This window comes from Lacisediminihabitans sp. FW035, assembly GCF_054880895.1.
Map to the genome: position 1 here is coordinate 2713800 of NZ_CM142187.1, position 20360 is coordinate 2734159.

At 64.4% G+C, this 20360-nt stretch carries 15 protein-coding genes; 3 read left to right on the forward strand and 12 right to left on the reverse strand.

Annotated features, from left to right (window positions below):
- Window positions 1-9 precede the first annotated feature (9 nt).
- The 10 genes from ACVXZ4_RS13010 to ACVXZ4_RS13055 all read right to left on the reverse strand — a co-directional run bounded on the left by ACVXZ4_RS13010 (window position 10) and on the right by ACVXZ4_RS13055 (window position 14873).
- Entirely contained in the window at window positions 10-1650 is a 1641-nt protein-coding gene (locus ACVXZ4_RS13010; RefSeq protein ID WP_461795255.1) for a PucR family transcriptional regulator, read from the reverse strand.
- Window positions 1651-1666: 16 nt separating this feature from the next.
- Window positions 1667-2773, reverse strand: coding sequence for an o-succinylbenzoate synthase (menC, locus tag ACVXZ4_RS13015; RefSeq protein WP_461795256.1), 1107 nt, complete (start codon window positions 2771-2773; stop codon window positions 1667-1669).
- On the reverse strand, window positions 2770-3609 hold the full coding sequence (locus ACVXZ4_RS13020; RefSeq protein WP_461795257.1) for a GNAT family N-acetyltransferase: 840 nt from the start codon (window positions 3607-3609) through the stop codon (window positions 2770-2772). The genes menC and ACVXZ4_RS13020 overlap by 4 nt, the downstream gene beginning before the upstream one ends.
- Window positions 3606-4715: a M20/M25/M40 family metallo-hydrolase gene (locus ACVXZ4_RS13025; RefSeq protein ID WP_461795258.1), complete on the reverse strand. Its 1110-nt coding sequence runs from the start codon at window positions 4713-4715 to the stop codon at window positions 3606-3608. The genes ACVXZ4_RS13020 and ACVXZ4_RS13025 overlap by 4 nt, the downstream gene beginning before the upstream one ends.
- 1 nt (window position 4716) lies before the next feature.
- Window positions 4717-8055, reverse strand: a complete 3339-nt coding sequence (locus ACVXZ4_RS13030) for a serine hydrolase (protein WP_461795259.1) — start codon at window positions 8053-8055, stop codon at window positions 4717-4719.
- Entirely contained in the window at window positions 8052-8816 is a 765-nt protein-coding gene (locus tag ACVXZ4_RS13035; RefSeq protein ID WP_461795260.1) for an ABC transporter ATP-binding protein, read from the reverse strand. The genes ACVXZ4_RS13030 and ACVXZ4_RS13035 overlap by 4 nt, the downstream gene beginning before the upstream one ends.
- The gene (locus ACVXZ4_RS13040) at window positions 8813-10750 is read right to left on the reverse strand and encodes a dipeptide/oligopeptide/nickel ABC transporter permease/ATP-binding protein (protein WP_461795261.1); all 1938 of its coding nucleotides are present in this window, start codon (window positions 10748-10750) and stop codon (window positions 8813-8815) included. Before ACVXZ4_RS13040 ends, ACVXZ4_RS13035 begins: the two co-directional genes overlap by 4 nt.
- On the reverse strand, window positions 10747-11751 hold the full coding sequence (locus tag ACVXZ4_RS13045; protein ID WP_461795262.1) for an ABC transporter permease: 1005 nt from the start codon (window positions 11749-11751) through the stop codon (window positions 10747-10749). Before ACVXZ4_RS13045 ends, ACVXZ4_RS13040 begins: the two co-directional genes overlap by 4 nt.
- A 58-nt stretch (window positions 11752-11809) precedes the next feature.
- Window positions 11810-13174 carry an ABC transporter substrate-binding protein gene (locus ACVXZ4_RS13050; RefSeq protein WP_461795263.1) on the reverse strand — a complete coding sequence of 455 codons (1365 nt, stop codon included), beginning with the start codon at window positions 13172-13174 and terminating at the stop codon, window positions 11810-11812.
- A 313-nt stretch (window positions 13175-13487) separates the two neighbouring features.
- On the reverse strand, window positions 13488-14873 hold the full coding sequence (locus ACVXZ4_RS13055; RefSeq protein WP_461795264.1) for a serine hydrolase: 1386 nt from the start codon (window positions 14871-14873) through the stop codon (window positions 13488-13490).
- 236 nt (window positions 14874-15109) lie between these two features.
- Between ACVXZ4_RS13055 and ACVXZ4_RS13060 the strand changes: the two genes are divergently transcribed.
- Complete coding sequence (locus ACVXZ4_RS13060) at window positions 15110-16636, forward strand: amidohydrolase family protein (RefSeq protein ID WP_461795265.1); 1527 nt, start codon at window positions 15110-15112, stop codon at window positions 16634-16636.
- Window positions 16637-16840: 204 nt separating this feature from the next.
- On the opposite strand, the gene ACVXZ4_RS13065 is transcribed toward ACVXZ4_RS13060, so the two are convergent.
- A complete protein-coding gene (locus tag ACVXZ4_RS13065) occupies window positions 16841-17992 on the reverse strand; it encodes a GDSL-type esterase/lipase family protein (protein ID WP_461795266.1) in 1152 nt (383 codons plus the stop codon).
- Window positions 17989-18594, reverse strand: a complete 606-nt coding sequence (locus ACVXZ4_RS13070; protein WP_461795267.1) for a TetR/AcrR family transcriptional regulator — start codon at window positions 18592-18594, stop codon at window positions 17989-17991. The genes ACVXZ4_RS13065 and ACVXZ4_RS13070 overlap by 4 nt, the downstream gene beginning before the upstream one ends.
- 339 nt (window positions 18595-18933) lie before the next feature.
- On the opposite strand from ACVXZ4_RS13070, the gene ACVXZ4_RS13075 reads away from it, so the two are divergent.
- Complete coding sequence (locus ACVXZ4_RS13075; RefSeq protein WP_461795268.1) at window positions 18934-19653, forward strand: GOLPH3/VPS74 family protein; 720 nt, start codon at window positions 18934-18936, stop codon at window positions 19651-19653.
- A gap of 82 nt (window positions 19654-19735) precedes the next feature.
- Complete coding sequence (locus ACVXZ4_RS13080) at window positions 19736-20350, forward strand: TolB family protein (protein WP_461795269.1); 615 nt, start codon at window positions 19736-19738, stop codon at window positions 20348-20350.
- The last annotated feature ends 10 nt before the right edge of the window (window positions 20351-20360 follow it).

Genomic DNA, 20360 nt, shown 5'->3' on the forward strand with positions numbered 1-20360 from the left:
AGGAACCTCCTAGCGTTGGGCGAGAATGCGCAATTGAAGCATCGCCGAGAAACGTTCATCCGGATTGCCCAGGTCCAGGCCGCTGACCTCCGCGAGTCGACGAAGTCGATAACGAAAAGTGTTGGGATGCACGTACAGCCGCGCAGAGGCGGCGCTCACGTCACCGAAGCTGTCCAGCCACGCTTCAAGCGTCTCAACGAGGTTGGAATTGTTGCGGTCGTCATACTCGATCAATCGAGCGAGAGGACCCACCGGACGGTCGGCTCGTACGGCGACCAGATCGCGAAGTTCCAGCAGCAGGGATTCAGTCTGGACCTCTTCCAGCCTCGCAACACGGCGCGTCACCTTTCCATCCCTGAGCACTCTCAAGACTCGGTCGACCGCGGAATGGGAGAGGGCGATTCCGGCGATATCACCCGCGGCAGGTCCGATCGCGATGACGGCGGGCATCCTCGTGCCGACTCGACTAAGAAAGTCCTCCGCGACGCGGGTGGCCCATTGCTCCCCTTCTGCCCCTGCCTCGGCGGTCGGGAAGAGCCCGTAGACGGTGTCGCCGAGGAGCGCAACGGCCGCTCCCGGGTTGATCGCCGATAGTTGAACGGCGAAGGCATCAGCGAATCTCTGCCGCTCCGCTACCAGCGACTGGTCCGCGCGAAGCGAGCCGCCCAGTTGGTCGGCGTCAATCAGAGAAGCGCCGACAACAATGAGTCGGCGACCACCCAGACCGAGCCGGCCAAGGGCGCCCCGTGCTCCGGAGCCTCCTTCGAGCGCGGTCGCGACCAGATCCGCACTCAATCGACGGTGCGAGTCTGCTCCGGCCCGCACCCTGAGGAGGTGAAGCGCCACCAACTTTGCTGAGTCCCGCAGCATCGAGGTCCACTGCTTCGTCAGTTCGCCGTCTACTGCTACCCACACCGACCCGAGGATCTCGTCGCCCGCGCGCACCGCAATGGCGACTCGTTGCGTGGTCAGACCCTCATAGTCGACCTCCGTCGGATTCACCACCACCGGGTGCTCGGAGCGGTACAACTCCCTGAACACACCTCGTTCGGTGAGCATCTGCGCGTAGCGCTCGGGCACCTGCCGACCGATGATCGTCTCGACGCGCGATGCATCCGCCTCGTCTTGGCGGCCCGAGAACGCCAGCACACGAGAGGAACGATCCTCGATCGTCACCGGGGCGTTAAGGAGTGCTGCCACCGCGTTAGCCACCGCGAAGAGATCGCCTGAGGGTAAGCCTCCGAGTGATTCGGGCTCGGCGACGCCGATGTCCCCTTCGGCTAGAAGCGAGCGAAGCAATGTGGCTAGCTGTGTCCACGTTGCACCCCGGGTCAGTGCCAGAACTGCGACGCCAGACTCCCTCACTGTCGCGCGTTCGGGATCGGTCAGGGTAACGGGGGCACGCACGATCACCGCGACAGCATCGCGGCTGCGGACATCGGCGATAAGGGAGAGCAACTGGGTGGAGTCGGCCACCCCCACGCCCAGCACTATCGCATGCTCGGGGAAGATCTGCTCGTCCACCGGATCGTAGATAAGGACACCGCCGATTTCGTCGACGCGTTCCGCGTTGCCGGACACGAGGTCCAGCAGGGTGTGACCGAGGTCCTCAAGGATTCGACCAAGGTTGGCGCGCTCTCTGTGGGTCACGGTGAGCAGCCTAGCTTCAGACCCCGATCCACTCTCGGGCCGTGGTCACCTCGACGAGCACTTCGGCGATTGGCTCAACGCCGAGACCCGGCCCCGTCGGCACGTCCAAGTGGCCGTCTTTCATCACGAACGGTGACGTGATGTCTTGATGGTAGAAACGGTCGGATCCCGATACATCCCCGGGCAAGGTGAACCCGGGCAGCGACGCGAGCGCTATGTTGGCGGCTCGCCCGATTCCCGTCTCGAGCATGCCGCCGCACCAGACCGCGATTCCATTGGCCGCAGCGATGTCATGAATACGTTTGGCTTCGAGGTAGCCGCCAACACGGCCGGGCTTGATGTTGATCACCTGGGTTGCACCGAGTCGAATCGCTGCGGCAGCGGTTTGCGCCGACGTGATGGATTCATCGAGACAGATCGGGGTTGTGAGCATTCTTGCCAGCTCCGCGTGACCAAGCAGGTCGTCCTCCTCCAGCGGTTGCTCGATCAGGAGTAGGTCGAATTCGTCGAGCCTGGCGAGGTGGCGAGCGTCCCGCATCGTGTAGGCGGTGTTCGCGTCGACCTGTAACAGGAGGTCGTTGCCGAAACGCTCCCGCACCGCCCGGACCGGCTCGATGTCCCACCCGGGCTCGATCTTGAGCTTGATGCGCACGTACCCCGCCTCGACATAGCCCTCTACCGCGTCGAGCATCTGTGGAATCTGATCGAAGATTCCCACGGACACCCCGCACGGGACGCGATCGTGCACAGACCCTAGTTCGCGGGCGAAGCTTCGTTCGGTGGCCCGCAGTTCGGCATCGAGGACTGCTGTCTCGAGGGCCGCTTTGGCCATCCGGTGCCCGGTGAACATCGATAGCGCCTCCCCGACAGCGGGGGTATCCCGAACCTCGGCGTGACCGAGGGCGGGAATGAAGAATCGCCTCATCACGTCCATAGCTCCGTCGACGTACTCGGACGAATACATCGGATCCGCCAGCGCAACACATTCGGCCCAGCCGTATCCTTCATCGGTCACCGCGCGCACCAGCAGGATGTCTCGTTCGGTCTGCGTTCCAAAAGACGTGCGGAACGGCGACACGAGGGGCATCCGAACCCGATACAGGTCGAATCCTTCGATTTTCACGTGTCTTCCCTCTCTAGTGGAGCGTTTTGCTCATGCGTCTGCACGATGTAGCCCTGAAAACGGTCAAATCCCACGATCTTGCCACCCTCCTTCAGCGCAGTATCCAATCGATCCCGCACCCGCGTTCGCCAGCGTCGTGCCGCCGCGGGGTCCGCCCGCCGCATTGCCTCGATGTCAGCGGGCACTGGCACCACAGTTCGACCACGCAAGGTCGAGTCCGCGGGAACGGCGCGCCCAGACTCGACCGCGACCACAACCTGGGGATCGAGCAACATCCACCTCGTCAGGAGGCGATCGGTCTCGTCCTGACCATTGATGGCGTCAGGCATCGTCCCGTAAAAGTTGGTGAGGTAGTCGACAGGGAATGCCGCAAGCTTGCCGATGTTGAAGTAGGCGTTTCGGGCCACCAACGGGTCGAATGTCCATTCGATCACCGAAATGCCCTGGCTGAGCGCCCAAGCCCGCTGATGAACCTTCAGCGCAAACCCCACGGAACGGCCCTTCATCGCGGGAGTCACCGCCACGATGTGGCTGTGCACTGTGCGCTGAGCAGGACTCGAGTGGAACGCGATGCCCACGCCGACGAGTTCGTCGCCGTCGTAGGCGCCACCGACATAGTTGCCGGATTTGACGAAAGCGCGCAGAAGCTCGGTTGTCACCATTTCACCGCCGACACGGCGCCAGATGTCGCTGGTAAGAGCGACCGCCGCCTCCAACTCGTCCCGACCGGCAAGGTAGCGGAGCACGACTTCGGCTCTTCCGGCCGCGCCGACTGCTGCGGAAGCCGCCCTGACGACGTCAGGATCGGTCGGGACAGCCAGGTGGGTGATGGTCACAGTTGCTCGCTGGCCAACAGGTCGGAGATCAATGCGGTCAGGAATCTAACCTGTGGATTCAGGTACTCGACCAGCACATGCTCGTTGTCCGCGTGCGCTCCCCCGCCCACAGCCCCAAGTCCATCGAGAGTCGGAGTGCCGACGCCGGCAGTGAAGTTCCCATCACTACCGCCGCCTACCGCGGCGCTGGTGAGGGGGGACATCCCAAGTGCGGTAGCGACGAGTTGTGCCCGCTCGAACAGTGGGAGCGCCATTTCACGCTCGAGCGGAGGCCGGTTAGGTCCGCCGTCGACTGCTATGACCGCGCCGGACAGAGTCGGTCGCAGATTCCGGAATTCCCGCTCTACTCGATCTTGTTCCGCCCGGCTTCTCGCCCGCACGTCGACGGCAAACGTGCCGGAGCCGGGGACCGTATTCGTCGTCGTGCCACTCCACACCACCGTGGGCGTAACAGTCGTACCCAGCGCGAGGTCAGCCAGCTTCGCGACAGCGATGATCTGTGCGGCAATCTCGAGGCTCGCGTTCACGCCGCGCTCGGGCTCGAGTCCGGCATGAGCCGCCCTGCCGGTCACTCTCACCTCGTAGCGCGAAACACCCTTGCGCTCGATCTTGAGCGCTCCGCCGTCGGCGCTGGCCTCGAGCACGAGCGCCGCCGCCGCCCCCCGGGCCTCCCCTTCGATCAGCTCCCGCGAACTGGGTGATCCGATCTCTTCATCGCCGGTCACGAGAATAGTCACCCCCATGCGCTCACTGGGCGAGAGAGACGCGACCGCATGAAGCGCCACCACCAGCCCGGCCTTCATGTCAAAGACGCCGGGACCCCGCAACACCCCATCGCGCTCGGTGAATGGATGATTCTCGATCGAGCCCACGGGCCAGACCGTGTCGTGGTGACAGAGCACCAACACCCGTGACGCATCTCCGAAGGCCCAGCGCAGGTGGGTGCGTCCATCGATGACGATCGACTCCGGCGGCGACTCGAGGAGCCGGGTGCCCACGTCCGCAACTGCCGCAGCGGAGGCGGCCACTGCGGCGAGGTCGTCCGACGGCGACTCGGTCTCGACCAGGGTTCGAATGTCATCGAGTAGCGAGCTAGCGCCGGGCATGTCAGTCCTTCCGTTTCGGGGTCGCTCGAGCGCCGTAGTGAACGTACTGTTCTCCGCCGGGCAACTCGTAGAAGGTCACCGGAATCCAGGAGTCCATGCCCTCTGGGCGCACCGCAAACAGTCCAGGCAAAACCGAGGTCATCACCAGGTCCTCCGTTGGATCCGCCTCGAGCGCCGCTAACGGCCCGAGGATCGTCGTGCGCATGACCGGTCCTCGCTCGTCTGTGAGGATTTCCATCCTCACCGACGCACGCTCGTATACGCCGACATGCGGTGCGATGTCTACGGTCACGGCCATCTCCGGAACCGCGAGCGACGGTTGGAGCGGCACCCCAACGAGGTCAAGGAAGATCTCGCCGTAGAGCTCTTCGTAGAGATCGTGCGCGCTGCCTCCGTTGGTGAGAAGGGCCACGGAAAGCCCGGCCTCGGGAAGCACGCGGAGGAACGCCGCCTGGCCGATGGTGTTACCGTCATGACCGATCAGGCGATGGCCGTGCCAATCGAATCGGATCCATCCGAGTCCCCACGAGTCACCGAGCAGATACTTGTCGGGAAGGTCTGTCTGAAACTCGGTCATCTGCTGCGCCATCGCCGCGGAGAGAACGGACAGCCCGTCGGGGCCTTTTCCGTTCCTCAGGTGCATGCGGGCGAACTGGAGCAGGTCGTGCACCGTGGACACGATGAGTCCGGCCGGACCGAGCGAGCGGGGCAGCATCCACTGCGGCGTGACCACCGGGGAATCACCGCCCTCGATGTGCCCGGCTGCCGACGCGAAGAGCAAGGCTTCTTCCGGCAGCGTGACCGTGCTCTTCAGGCCGAGGGGAGTAAATAGTCTTTCGCGCAGGGCGGCGTCCCAGACGAGCCCGGTGAGCTTCTCGATGACGAGGCCGAGAATGCTGTAACCAGAATTGCAATACGAGAAAGTAGCCCCCAGCGGGTACATCGGCGCGGCATCCACGAGAGCGCGAACGTACTTGTCGAGGGCGTCATCTCCGCGGCCGGTATCGGTAAACACATCGCCGTCGATTCCGCTCGTGTGCGTGAGCAGGTGCCAGATGTTCAGCTCGGCAGTGAGCTCGTCGGAGGCGAGTCTTAGCTCCGGTATCACGTCGCGGACCTTGGTCTCGAGCGAGAGCTTGCCCTCCTCAATTAGCTGCATGATCACGGTCGCTGTCCACACCTTTGAAATGGACCCGATTTGGAACAGGGAGTCCACCGTGACGGGTTGACCGGTGTTCGCATTGAGCACTCCGGCTGCAGCATCAATGAAATCGTCCGGCCGGTTATCCAAGGAAGACTCGTCTCCCTGCCCCGCTATCCGAAGGATGCCTAGCTGCGCCCCGGGGACGCCGTGCTTCTGTGCGAGGGACGCGAGACGGCGTTCCCAATGTGCAGCGTCGAGCCTCGCCGGACGCGGACCCGAGCTGTCACCGGCGAATCGCTCCACCCAGTCCACGACGCGGCTCGAGTAGTCCACTCGACTACTCGGTCTCCCGAGCAGGGGAAAGATGTGACTCTCACCCGGATAGACGACGAGGCTCGTGGGGATGCCCTGCTCGCGGAGAGCGTAGTGCCACTGCTGCGCCTGGCCGATCGGGCAGCGCACATCCGCTCCGCCCTGCAGCACCAGCGTGGGTGTCTGGACCTGATCGACTCGGGTGTACGGCGACAACTCTGCAAGCCGCTTCCTGTCCCTCGAGCGCCACGGCATGGCGCCGAGTTCGAGGTCGTTGACAAAGTGGGCGTCGTCGCTTGTGCCGCCCATGCTCACCAGGTCGGCCACCACGCCTCCGGTCACCGCCGCCGCGAACCGCGTGTCCGTGCTGGTGAGATAGCAGGTCATGAATCCGCCATAGCTGTAGCCCGTGATGGCAAGCCGGCTCGCGTCGGCTACTCCTTCCGCTATCAGCTGGTCGACCGGTTCGAGGAAGTCCTTCGCATCCGCTTCCCCCCAGGCACCGAAGACGGCCGTATAGAAGGACTCGCCGTACCCGTCGCTCCCGCGTGGATTGACAAGCAACACGGTCCACCCGCGCGCAACGAGCTCCTGCTGATAAAAGTGCATCTCGTCGGCCGCCGCATTCCAGGCGTTGTGCGGTCCCCCGTGAACGTCGACAAGCAACGGGCCGGCTTCCGTCAAGTCGGGGTCGCGGATGATCCAGCCCTGTACGGTGAGACCGTCGCTGATGTTGAACCCTCGCGGCTCGCGCGCAAACAGTTCGACCTCGCCCAGTTCGGCGCCGTGTCCCGTGACCTGTGATTCGACGCCTGTCTCCGGGTCGATGGTGATGATTTCTCCGAAGGATGTCGGCGTGGCCAGGGCAATGGCCACTGCGCTGCCGGCGACCGACAATCCACCGACCACGTGGCCTTCGCCCCCGTGGATCAGCCGTGGCTCTCCACCGTCGAGGGGCACAGCATAGAGATGGGTGCAGCCGCGGTCACGAACAGCGAAGAGCACGTCACCGTTTGGGGTCACTGCCGGAACCGCACCCGGATAGGCGGGTGCCCCGGCCATGACGTTGCGATCGAGCGATGCGCCAAGTCGGAGAACCGAGCCGGAGTGGAGGTCAACGATGAATAGTCCGGCATGGCCGACCAAGATCCCCTCGTAACCGACTACGATCAGGCGTCCGTCGGGAGCAAACCCGACCGTGGCCGCATAACCCTCCTGGAAGGCCACGGGTCGAGACGATGCCTTGGTGTTTTGGACCGAGATCAGATGGACCGCCGACCTGGGGGTGAGATCGTCGTCGCTTGTTAGTCGAGCGGTGAAGGCGATCGACTCACCGTCCGGGGACCACGCTGCAGCCGAAACGTGCTCATCACCGTCGGTGAGCTGGCGAACCACTCGAGAAGTAATGTCTGCAACGTGGAGTTGCATGCGGGTATCGCGCACGAAACCCATTCCGTCGATCTGATATTCGATTCCGTCGGTGACGATCGGGGCTGTTTCCCCCGCGCCGATGGGATCGACCGGTGCGATGAAGAGGACCGTCGATCCGTCGGGACTCCACGCCGGAGCGCCAGCGCCGAGTGGCAGACTCGTCACCTGGTGCGGCTCTCCCCCATCGACAGGGAGCAGCCAGACCTGACCCTCCCGTTGGAAGGCGAGCGTCGCCCCATCCGGAGACCACGCGGGTGACACATCGGTCGTGCCATGGGTGAGCTGTCGAGGCTCGCCGCTTCGATCCCGTATCCAGAGAGCGCTGCTTCCCGCATCACTGTCCGCGTCGTTTCGCCGCACCGCGTACGCGAGGCGGTCGGCTTGAGGGGAGAACGCCGGCTGTGAGGGAATCGCGAGTGAGTAGAGGTCATCGATGCGCAGTCTTCTAGTCATGGTTGCTCCTTTGTCGCGGATGGACGCCTGCTGGTAACGGCAGTGAGAAGTTCGCGGGTGTACGGGTGCTGCGGATTCTCGAGCACTTGCGCGGTGGGACCCTGTTCGACGATCTCGCCATGAAGCATCACCGCGACATGGCTGGCCACGTAGCGCACCACGGCCAGGTTGTGGGAGATGAACAGCATTGAGAGGCCGAGTTCGAGTTGAAGTTCCCGCACTAGGTTCAGTACCGCTGCCTGGATGGACACATCCAGGGCGGAGGTGATTTCGTCGGCGATCACGACTTCGGGACGTCCGGCGAGTGCGCGGGCGATCGCCACTCGCTGTCGCTGGCCGCCCGACAGCTGCGCGGGATAGGCAGCGGCCCGGTTCGGTTCCAGGTGCACCAGTTCGAGCAACCGTGAAACCTCGGCGCGTCGTTCGGAGCGGGAGAGTCCTCGCGGGGCGAGTTCCACGATCGAGTCACCGATCGTCATGCGCGGGTCGAGCGAGGAATACGGATCCTGAAACACCATCTGCAAGGGCCTTCGCGAGCCACGATGGGGCACCGGCTGTCCGTCGAGGAGTATTCGTCCGGAGTGCAGGGGCACGAGACCGACGGCGGCGCGGGCTAGAGTCGATTTCCCCGACCCCGACTCTCCCACCAGGCCGACGATCTGGCCGTCGGGGATCGTGAGGCTCGCTCCGTTCACCGCCGTCGTCAGGCGGCGGCCGCTTCCGAACTTCACAGTGACATCGTCGAATGACAGCGCGCTCATCGCTTCCCACCGATCTGGCTGGTTCGGACAACGGAGAGCGGGATCGGGTCGCCGGGATGCCAGCAAGCCACTCGGCGTCCCGAGGCGTCCTCGACCAGGTCAGGATCCACAGCTCGGCAGTGAGCGTCGGCGAGAGGGCACCGCGCCGCATAGGCACACCCGCTGGGCACGTTGGCCGGATCCACCGGACGCCCGGGTACGGTGGTGAGCGGTTGGGAGACATCCGATTGCATGTCCGGCACGGCCGCGACCAGAGCACGAGTGTATGGGTGCCGTGCTCCCGAGGTCAGGTCGGCAGCGGGAAGGTCTTCGATGATCCGACCGGCGTACATCACCAGGACCCGGTCGCAGATCTCGGCGACAACCGACACATCGTGACTGATCAGGAGTAGCGCGACATCGTCAGACTTCTGGATCGATTGCAGCAGATCGAGCACCTGCCGCTGCACTGTGACATCCAACGCCGTCGTCGGCTCGTCAGCGATGATGAGCTTCGGGGAGCCCATGAGTCCCATCCCGATCATCGCCCGTTGGAGCATTCCCCCGGAGAATTCATGAGGGTACTGGTGTGCCCTGCGCTCGGGATCGACGATCCGCACCGCGTGGAGCCGGTCGATTGCCCGGGTAAGCGAGGCCCGACGGGTCATCCCCTGGTGGAATCGAGCGACTTCCGCGAGTTGTCGACCAATTCGCTGGGTCGGGTTGAACGACGACATCGGGTCCTGGAAAACCAAAGAGAACGAAGTGCCCAGCAGCCTTCGGTGTGTCACTGCGCCGCCGTCAAGCACGCCTTTACCGAGGAAGTTGAGAGCCGTGGCCCGCACTCGGCCCGGCTCCTCGACCAACTGGGCGATCGCGAGTGCGGTGAGAGACTTACCGGAGCCGGATTCGCCGACAACCCCCACCGCCTCGCCCCGACTGAGCGCGAAGGTCACTCCGCGCACGGCCCGTACTAGACCCGTAGGCCCCGGGAATGTGACCCGCAGCTCTTCGACTTCGAGCACCATTTCGTCGCCGTGCGGGCGCGTCTGGTTCCGTGGTTCCGGCAGTGCCGGCCGCGGCAATGCCGCCCGGGCCCGGAGCGACAGGCTGGAGAGCGGTCCGATGTGTTGCACTCCCAGCGCTTTGGCCGTGGCTTCGCCGACGAGATTGAACGCGAGACCAGCGATAACCACCGCAGCGCCGGGACCAAGGGCGGCGAGCGGGTGCACGTAGATGCCGCTGAGTCCGTCCATCATCAGACGGCCCCAGTCGTAGGCCGGCGCTTGCACGCCGAGACCCAGGAACGAGAGCCCGGCGAAGGCGAGGAGTGCACCGCCTGCGCCGATCGTCGCGTTGATCACCAGCGGCTCGGCGATGTTGGGGAGGATGTGACGCACGAGAACGCGGACGCGGCCGATTCCGCCGACCTGTGCGGCTGCAACGTAGTCACGGCCCGCGACGCCACCGATCAGGGTCTGGCACAACCGGGCGAAGCTGGGGGCCCCGGCGAAGCCGATGGCGAGGACCGCGCCTAGCTCGCCCACGCCGAAGATGACCGCGAAGAAGAGTGCGAGCAGCAGGCCCGGGAACGCCACTGCAATGCCAACGAACCAGGTGACGGCCTTTCCGAGAGCACGACCGAGCAGTATCGGCGCTGCTCCGAGGACCAGGCCGATACTGACCGAGATCAGAGTGGCAACGAGCGCGAGCTCGATTGACAAGCGACTGGCTACCAGTACACGGAACAAGAGGTCGCGGCCGAGATTGTCGGTTCCGATAGGGTGGGCGGCGGACGGGCCGGCGAGCAGGTTATTCGTGTCGATGACGTCGGCATTGGTGCCCCACAGCACCGGGGCGAGGATCGCGGTGAGCAGCACTGTCGTGATCAGTAATCCCGCAGTCGCACCGAGCGGCGTGCGCAGCACTCTCAGGAAGGGATTTCTGCACATCATCCGTCACTCACCGTCGACCGTGGATCGAGGAGGGCTAAGGCGATATCGACGAGGGTGTTGACGAGCAGTACACCGACCCCGTATACGAGCACCGTTCCCTGGACAAGTGGATAGTCCTTGGTTTGAATCGACTGGACGATCGTCGATCCGATGCCCGGCCAGGCGAAGACGCTCTCGACCAGCACTGTGCCCGCGACCAGGGCCGACAACAGGAGTCCCCCGAGGGTGAGGGACGCCGTCACCGCATTGGGGAGCGCGTGCACCAAATAGATGCGCCACAGGGGCAGCCGTTTCGCTCTCGCCGTTCTCACGTAGTCGGCTTCGAGCACGCCCAACATCTCGACCCGAACGATGCGCGCGAGCACGGCCGACGAACCGAGGGCGAGCGCTATCACGGGCAGGATGAATGACGAGAGGTCCGTCCGGCCCGCGACCGGCAACCATGCCAGCTGCACTCCGAAGACGAAGACAAGCGCCACTCCGAGGAGGAAGTCAGGGATCGTCGAGATGAAGATCGATACCGCGGAGAAACCGAGTTCGGCGCCCCGCCGACGCCCGCGGCGAGTGATGACGGCGACACCGACCCCCAGCGGGACCGCGATCACGACCGCCATCAGGAAGGCCGCGATGGCGAGCTCGGCGGTGGCGGGCAGGCGCTGGGCGATGATCTGCGTGACGGGAATCTGGGATCCGATCGAGAGCCCGAGGTCGCCGCTCAGCACGCCCTGCAGATAGTGCACGTATTGCAGCCAGAGCGGATCGTCCAGCCCGAGTGCCGCGCGGCGCGCATTGACGATGGCGACCGTCGCATTCGGTCCCATGGCGGCTCGGATCGGGTCGCCAGGGATCAAATGGATCATCAGGAACGACGCGGTGACCAGGATCCACAACGACACCAGCAAGCGCCCAGCGCGACGGAAGGCGAATCGCACCCACCGGTTGTTCGCTATCCGGCGGGCGATCACCTCCGTCGTCGCGGGGGCACTTGTTGATATCGTCACAGTCTTCCTCTCTATCGGTTTCGGACCGCGCCGCTCACACCGACGCGAATGGCCGTGCTCAGCCGAGCATTCGGATCGACAGAGGATCGATCTCGCCGACCTGGGTAAACTTCGCACCCTTGCCGAAGGTCTTCACCACGTTGTTGGCGAAGGGCACCACGTCGGCGCTTTTGACAAGGGCGGACTCCGCGTCGGCCCAGATCTGGCAGCCGTCGGAGCCGACGGTGCTCGTCGCCTTGGTGACCCCGGCCGTGTATGTGGCATTGTCGATGCCGGCGAAATTGGTGCCGTTGGGTGCCGCCGGCCCGGAAAGGAAACCGACCAGTTGGTCGGGGCTGCTCACGTTCAGCTGCTCCCAAGCGATATCCCAGTCTCCGGTGGTGAAGAGTTTGTCGGAGACCTCGGCTGACGACAGCTGCGTGGCGTCGGTCTTGACGCCGATCGCCTTCCACTGCTTCACGGCGAGTTCGGCCGCGGCAGTTCCGCCGGAACCGAGCACGCTGTCGTAGACGAAGTTCAGGTCGAGCTTCTTGCCGTCCTTGGCGCGGATCCCATCGGATCCCGCGACCCAGCCCGCTGCGTCAAGTGCGGACTTCGCGGCGGATACATCGTGTTTTGGCAGCGCGGAGGAGACCGAGTCGATCGTGCAGCTCGCGGGAGGGACGACCGCCAATCCTGTCGCTTTCAGGCCCTTGCCGGAGGTCAGCACTTTTCGAAGCTGGTTGAGGTCGAGAGCTTGGGTAAGTGCAGCTCGTACCGCCGGATCGGCCGCGGGATGCCCGGCGTTCTGGTTGTACCACGCCTCACCGATGAGCGCGGGATTGTCCTGCGTGAAGAGCTTGGCCGCGTCGAGGCGCTGTGCATCCGGTCCGATGATTTGAGCTGCGTTTAGGCTCCCCGAGAGGAGAAGATTCGCCGCGGTCGTCTCGTTGGTTACGATCCTGGCCGTCAGGGTTGCGGGCAGGCCCTTAGTTTTCGTTCCTTCGCCGCCGGGACCCCAGGTGTAGTCCTTGCGGATCTTGTAGGTGTAGTGATCGTTCGGTACGGCCTGGGCCAGTGTGTAGGGCCCCGTGCCATCCGTCTTGGAAGCGAGCGACGCGCGGTTTTCAAGGCCCGAGGCGCAGACCATAGGCAGGCTCGCGAGGCTTTGGAACAGGAAGGGTGCCGGTGCGGCGAGCGTGAGCACGAGGGCGTCGGCCGTCGAGGTGGCCGTCAGGCCCGTTGGGACGTACACGCCGAGAAAGGGGCTCTTGTTCTCGGGGTCCTCCACCCAGTTGATGTTGTCCGCCGCTGTCTTCGCTGTGAAAGTCGAACCGTCCGCACAAGTGACGCCTTTTTTCATCGTGAGGGTGGCCTTGGTGCCGTCCAACCTCCATTCGGTAGCCAGCTGCGCACCGACTTTGCCTTTGCCGTCGATGCTCACCAGAGAGTCGTAGGCGAACTTGCTCAGCTGGAACAGTGCGCTAACCGCCGACGCCTGCGGATCGAGGCTTCCCGGGTCCGCCGCGAGGGCCATGGTGAACGCGCCGCCGGCGACATACGACGAGGCGTCCCCAGAGTTCCCTCCTGGACCGCCGGCGGAGCATCCTGCCAGGGTTGAAACAGTGAGCGTTGCGGCGAGCAATACAGCTGCCGCTTTCGTGGTGGACTTCATGGCGAATCCTTTCGTGTGATTGAGCGAGGGCGATCATCGGTGGTGCGGTTTTTGTGGGTGGCACGCGAGCGGCCAAACGAAGTCAGGGACCGGCGTAGGCGATGACCCGGCCGTAGTGGATGTACTTGGCGTGGCCCGCCGCGTCATCACCGACGAAGGCATAGACCGGATGAACGCCCAGCGATCCGTCAATTTGGATGAACGTCGCTCCGTCGAGGTGGGCCAGCTCGCTTCGCAGCGGTTGCTCTCCGATCTCGGCGAGGATGTCCTTCGGCACTCGTTCCAGCCAGAGGCGGCCGTCTTCTGTCTGGCTGATCGTGATGTCGTAGATCGTGTCGCGATAGCGGCCGACATACGCGGATGCGTCCACGATTTCTGCATCCGATGGGGGCGTCGGTCGGGGCGGAAGTTCGACGCCGGCGAGCTCGCGCAGCACCGTACCCACGACGTCGCCGAAGAGGCCGATCGAGTCTCCCCCGTTGGTCAGCAAGGCAACCGCTATGTTGCTCTCCGGGAGGACCCGGAGAAAAGCCGACTGTCCGATGGTTCCCCCATCGTGGGAGATCATCTGGCCGGCCGAAGTGTCTGTCAATTGCCAGCCCAACCCCCACTGGTCCGCATTCAGGCCGATCTCGGGCAGCTCGACCTGTGGAGTTCGCATGGCCGCGACGCTCGCCGGCGACACCAAGCGGGCGCCGTCTGGGCTGACACCCCCGTGGATATGCATCCTCGCGAACGCGACGAGATCACGTGGTCTCATGGCGAGCATTGCGCCGGCAGGTTCGTTGGACCGCGCGAGCGCCCAAGTGGACGCGCTGATCTGGCTGCCTTCAGGGTCGGTGATATGACCGACGGCCGCGCCGTGCAGCACGGCCTCGTAGGCGCTGGGCGCCACATGGGTCAACCCGAGCGGTGTCACAATCCGATCGACTAGGACCTTTTCGTAGTCGGCTGCTCGCAGATGCTCGATCACGGCACCCAGGAGCGAGAAGCCCGTATTGTTGTACGAAAACAGCTCGCCAGGTGGGAACAGCTGACGAACGGGCACGATCGCCGAAACGAATTTCTGCACCGCGTCCGGGCCGTTGCCGGTATCGAGGAACAGGTCGCCTTCGAAACCTGCTGTGTGGCTGAGCAGCATGCGCGCGGTTATCACCGCGGTGGCGGTCGGGTCGCTGGTCGAGAAGCCCGGCAGGTAGTTCACTATCGGCGAATCGAGGTCGAGGAGGCCGTCGTCCACTAGTTGCATCACCAGAGTGGTTGTCCAGATCTTCGTGATCGACCCGATCTGGAACACCGAATCGGGCGTCGCTGCGATGCCGTTGCTGCGACTGAGCACACCCGCAGCACGGTCGACGATGTCATCCCCGACGAGCACTGCGACTGCCGCACCAGGCACACCCCGTCGCTCGGAGAGGTTGGCCAACTCTCTTTCCAAGAACTCGGCTACGTCGGAGATCGCGTCCATGGACCCACGCTAGGTGACGGGCTCAGCGGAACTTTTGTCCAATTACACAGTGGGATCGACACCAAGTTGTTCGATCCGACATACCGTGGCGCGATGACTCTCGGAAGAGTATCTAATCCGCCCCGGATAGTGCAGTTGCACTGGTCATTCCGCGCATTTCTGTCCGCTATAACACGATTTGGCGGCTACAGCGGCTCTATCGTGAGACCGATCGGCCAGCCGCAGCGAAAGGCATAATGTTCGATCGAACCGACCGTTCCCCAGTAACTCTGTGTGATGTGCTGTTCATCGGTGGACGCGTGATCGACCCCGAGACCGGACTCGACCGCATTCGAAACGTGGGTATCCGCAACGGCGTCATCACCTATATCGGGCCCGATCGCGCCGGCGCGGATGAGGTAGTCGATGTCAGCGGACTGGTGGTTGCCCCCGGATTCATCGATCTGCACTCGCACGCACAATCTCCCCTCGGCCTTCGACTTCAGGCCCAGGACGGCGTCACCACGGCACTGGACCTCGAAGGTGGCGCGCTGCCTGTAGGCCTCTACTACGACCGGGCTGAAACGGAAGGTCGCCCCATCAATTTCGGATTCTCCGCCTCCTGGGCCCTTGCCAGAATGGCGGTACTCGACCGGGTGAATCTGCCAGACAATCGAGATGTGGACCCGCTCCCGAATGCCGTTCATGTCTTTGAGCGCCATCAATCCGGCGAGCGCTTCAACTCCCTCGCCAGCGACTACGAGGTGGCGCAGATTCTGGCGCTGGTCGAGCAGGGGGTGAGCGAAGGCGGACTCGGCGTGGGCGTGCTGCTCGGCTACGCCCCCGACAGCGGACGGGACGAGTATTTCCGCACAGCGCAATTGGCGCAGCGACTTGGCGTTCCGACCTTCACACATTCGCGACAGATGTCGGAAGTGGAACCGGGCTCATCCCTCGATGGTGCGCTGGAAATCATCTCCTCAGCGGCCGGAACCGGCGCTGCGATGCACCTCTGCCATGTCAACAGCACCTCGCTGCGCAGAATCGACGTCATCTCCGGTGCTTTGGAGAAGGCCCAATCGGCCGGAAACACTGTGACGACGGAGGCCTATCCGTACGGGCGAGCATCAACCGCCATCGGCGCGGCGTTCTTCGAGCCCGACAAACTTCACCGCTTGGGGATTGGGGCGCGGGCAGTCCGCTACATGCCCACCGGGGAAAGAGTGGCCGATCTCGAACGTCTGACGCGGCTGCGGGAGATAGATCCCCGCGGCCTGTGTGTTGTGGATCTGCTCGATGCCGACGATCCCGGAGATCTTGCCAAACTGTTGCGTGGGCTCACGCTGCCCGGCGGTGCGATCGCATCCGATGCAATGCCGCTTGTGGCCAACGGTCGCCCCCTCCACGACGACTGGCCGCTCCCTGTCGAGGCGTTCAGCCATCCGCGCAGCGCCGGCTGCTTCGCGCGAACATTCGGTTGGCTGGTTCGCGAATTGGGAGTCTTCTCCCTAACAGAAGCGATTCGCCGGTGCACGCTCATTCCAGCGACGATCCTTCGGGATGCTGCGCCAGCGATGCAGAGTAAGGGTCGAGTACAGGTCGGAGCGGACGCTGACCTTACAATCTTCGACCCGGCCATCGTCTCCGATCGCGCTGATTTCACGCAGACCAGCGCGTCGACGGGCATCGTGCATGTGATGGTAGCCGGCACTTTCGTTGTCCGCCATTCGGAACTCGTCTCCTCGGCAATGCCGGGCCGCGCCATCCGTAGCAACGAGCGATGAGGAATTTTGAAAGGCGGTCCGACTTCGGCGCCGAGCAGGACGCGCCGGGACCTCGTCAGAGGCCAACGATGCCTCTATGGGCATATTCGTCCGTCAAGTTCGAGGGAAGTGACGCTACCCCTAGCGATGTCCGCATATACGTAAGCCAACGAAATACTCTGACCACGTCGAGATCCTCCCAAATGCGTGGCCAACCCATTCGGTTCAGCGAGCGGCGAACGGGCCGGCTGAGGCGAAGGCATAGTCGGCGAACCGTTCGCCGATGAGCCGATGCGTCGCCGCGTCGGGGTGCAGGGCGTCCGGGAGCGGATGGGTGACGGCATCCTCCGAGTCGTAGAGGCGGGTCCCATCCAGGTAATGCAGGTTCGGGTCGTGCGAGCGACTCTCCACGATCGACGCGAGGGCCTCTCGGATCACTCGGAGATTCAGGCGACCGAACCGCTCGTCCCCGCTCTCGCCGGTCGCGATGAATCGCACAGCACCCGTGCCGATCGAGTCCGGATCCACCGCGCCCGGCCCGGGGGTGCTCTCGTGGATGCCGCAGAAGATGGGCGAGATGACCATCAGCAGGGTGGTCGGATGTCCTTCCCGAATCGTGTCGAGGAATCCGTGGACCGCCGGCACGAAGGTCCGCAGTCGCATCGAGTCGAGGTTGACGATGTTGATTCCGAGCTTGACGCTGATGAGGTCGGCCGGGGTGTCCCGGATCACCCGGGCGATGAACGGATCCACGAGAGCACTGCCGCCGAAGCCGAGGCTGTGCAGATCGAGGCCGCCTCGGCGGGCGGCCACGGCCGGCCAGGTGCCGGTCGGGGTGAGCGCGTTCGAACCGTGGCTGATGGAGCTTCCGTGATGGATCCAGACTCGGCCAGCCGGTGGGACTGCAGCGATCGGGGAATCGGTGCGGATCTCGGTCAGCTCCACCGACTCGTTGTGAGGCAGCCAGAGCTCGATCACCTTCTCCCCCGGTCCCAGGTCGCTGAATGTGGACAGGTGCGAGGTGCCGGCATGGAATTCGGTCAGGCCGGTCTGGAGGTCGGTTTCGTAGAAGTCCCCGTCGGCAAGAGTGTCGCTGGCGACGAACTCGCCATCGATGATCAGATCGACACGGCCGCGCGGCCGATCCGCGCCGCGATAGGCGAGACGCGTGGGGTGGGTGAGCAGTTCGATGGACCGCGCTGAGGTGGAGAAGGAGAGGCGCACGCCGGAGGGCTGGGCCTCCATCATCATCAGCTGGGGATCGGGAAACTGCGATCGCACCCACGCAGGCAGGCGGTGCGGGCGCAGGCCCCGGGACGTGCTCTCGGTCTCCTGGGCACCGCGGAGGAGGTCGGTCGCGATGGGAGTGATGATCATGATTGTGCTCCGTGGTCTGATAGCTCGGTGGAAGGGATTGGTGGCCAGGTCGAGAGCATCCGGTCGAGCGCATCGAGCGTGAGAGACCAGGTGTTCTGCGGATCGGGAGCGCGGTGATCGAAGCTGCCGACCCGTTCGAGAGCGAGGAAGCCGTTGATCGTACTTCCGATCATCCGGGTCGCGTGCACCCGGTCGACGGTCGAGAGTGAGTATCCGATCAGCACGGCGTCCGTCAGGTTGACCAGACGTCGAGCTGCGGGCGACTGGACAGCGGCCGGTCCCGCCCGCCGCTGCAGTGACTGCCACCGCCCGGGTGACCGGGTCGCGTATGTCCGGTGCGCGTCGGCAAATCCGCGAAGCGCTTCTCGACCCGACCGTCCGGCGATCGCGACCGCGACGAGGTCGGACAACTCGCCGAGGGCGAGCGCGGTGATGCCATCGCGCAGGTCTGCGAGGTCTCGCACGTGGGAGTACAGGCTGGGAGCTCGCACTCCGAGTCGGCGGGCCACTGCCGACAGGGTGACGGCGTCGAATCCATCGAGGTCCGCGAGTTCAGAGGCATCCGCGATGACGGCCCTTGGCGAGAGCGGTGTGGTGGTCATATGGATAGCCTACTACCCATAGGCAGCTACCTATGAACAGATGGTTTAGCGGCAGGCGATATCGGCGGTTGGCTCCAACCGCCGCTACCAACGACACAGAAGGGTTCTGCTCGCGGAATTCTCTTGGCCGGGGTGAGGGGATCGCGTTAGCGCGGTGTCGATGACAATCGGCGTCATCGCGGCAGGGCGCACTGTTCCCGGCCCGGTCGGCCGCGAAACGACGAAGTGAACTTGACCCTGTCCCTAGGACATGGTCTTGACTGAGTTCCCTACAGAAAGTGGAGGGCACGATGACCTGCACCGGACGACGGCCGGCACACGACGCAACCGAGGATCGAAATGTCTGACGCAACCCTGCCATCGTCGGATGGCCCGCCGGCCACTTCGCGTGCGCAGGCGACCCTCCCAGAGGTCGTCATGCTCCTCCTCTTCAATCCTCGCGATGGAACCATTGCCGGTGAGGGACTGCCACTGATGTACACCCTCGGCGGCGCCCTGCTCGCCGAGCTCGCCATCCGCGGGCACATCGAACTCGACGACGGTCAGCGCAGGGCTCGGGCTGTCGGTGACCCACCCGCAGATCTGCTTTTGCGAGGAGCGTGGGAGCGCATCCCGACAACCGGGATAGGAATCAGACCGCTGGTCGTCGATATCGGCACTCGGTCGAGGGAGAGCACCCTGAACCGGCTCGTCGAGAGGGGCGAGGTTCTCCGGGTTCCGCGCCGCTTTCTCGGGATCATTCCGACTCACGCGCTCGAGGGAGGCGACACCGGTACCCGGGAGCGCCTGCTCGGCCCGGTGCGGGCGGCGCTTGCAGACGGCACCGCACCCGATAGCCGCACGGCCGCAGTCATCGCCCTGCTCTCCGCGAGCAAGAATCTCCCTGCGATGCATGCCGACATTCCCTGGTCGGGTGACATCTACACCAGGGGAAAGGAGTTCGAACGCGGCGAGTGGGGGGCGAAGGCCGCGTCAGACGTTATTGTCGCCACGCTCGTCGCCCAGGTGCTCAGTACGGCGTTCGCGACCACGCTGGCCACGCTCGCGCGCCCGGACTGAGCGGCCCCGCAGCCCGAAGTGCTGTGCACGTCGAGGAGCCTTTCGATCAAGGAGAAGCACTAAGACCGCTGATGACAGATCCGTGACCCGACACATCGGCGTGGACGAGTTCTTCGCCGATCCGGCATTCGCGATGCCCACGATCTCGCCGGATGGATTGCGGATCGCCTACCTGGCGTCGGCGTTGGGTCGGCGGAATGTCTGGTTGCGCGGTGCGGACGAAGACCATGCCACGGCCGTGCTCGTCACCCATGACTCCCGGCGGGGCATCAGCAGCTACTCCTGGACCGACGACTCGAGATGGCTGCTCTACCTGCAGGACACCGACGGTAATGAGGACTGGCACCTGTTCCGGGTCGATCTTGCCGCACCAGAGCGGCCTGCGATCGATCTGACGCCGCTGCCGCCGGGATCTTTGGTCTTCGGAACCGATCCGCTGCCCTCGCGACCTGGCAGCGTGCTCGTGGCGATGAACAAACGGCCGATGGCAATCGACCTGTTCCGCATCGATGTCGCCACCGGCGAGACGACGCTGCATTACGAGCAAGTCGACCCGGCAGAGATCGTGCTGCTGGATGGCAGCGGAGCGCCTGCGTTCACGACCCGGATGGCCGAGGACGGCACGCTCGAGGTCTTCGGGATCGACAGTGAGCATGGAGAACGCCGGCTGCTCCGACGGCTCGGCGGCGGAGGGTAACCCGTTGGCA

Bases quoted from the DNA above. Each gene is read 5' to 3' on its own strand.
- ACVXZ4_RS13025 (WP_461795258.1), bottom strand. From the start codon at position 4,715: ATGCCCGGCGCTAGCTCGCTACTCGATGACATTCGAACCCTGGTCGAG.
- ACVXZ4_RS13030 (WP_461795259.1), bottom strand. From the start codon at position 8,055: ATGACTAGAAGACTGCGCATCGATGACCTCTACTCACTCGCGATTCCC.
- ACVXZ4_RS13035 (WP_461795260.1), bottom strand. From the start codon at position 8,816: ATGAGCGCGCTGTCATTCGACGATGTCACTGTGAAGTTCGGAAGCGGC.
- ACVXZ4_RS13040 (WP_461795261.1), bottom strand. From the start codon at position 10,750: ATGATGTGCAGAAATCCCTTCCTGAGAGTGCTGCGCACGCCGCTCGGT.
- ACVXZ4_RS13055 (WP_461795264.1), bottom strand. From the start codon at position 14,873: ATGGACGCGATCTCCGACGTAGCCGAGTTCTTGGAAAGAGAGTTGGCC.
- ACVXZ4_RS13060 (WP_461795265.1), top strand. From the start codon at position 15,110: ATGTTCGATCGAACCGACCGTTCCCCAGTAACTCTGTGTGATGTGCTG.
- ACVXZ4_RS13065 (WP_461795266.1), bottom strand. From the start codon at position 17,992: ATGATCATCACTCCCATCGCGACCGACCTCCTCCGCGGTGCCCAGGAG.
- ACVXZ4_RS13070 (WP_461795267.1), bottom strand. From the start codon at position 18,594: ATGACCACCACACCGCTCTCGCCAAGGGCCGTCATCGCGGATGCCTCT.
- ACVXZ4_RS13075 (WP_461795268.1), top strand. From the start codon at position 18,934: ATGTCTGACGCAACCCTGCCATCGTCGGATGGCCCGCCGGCCACTTCG.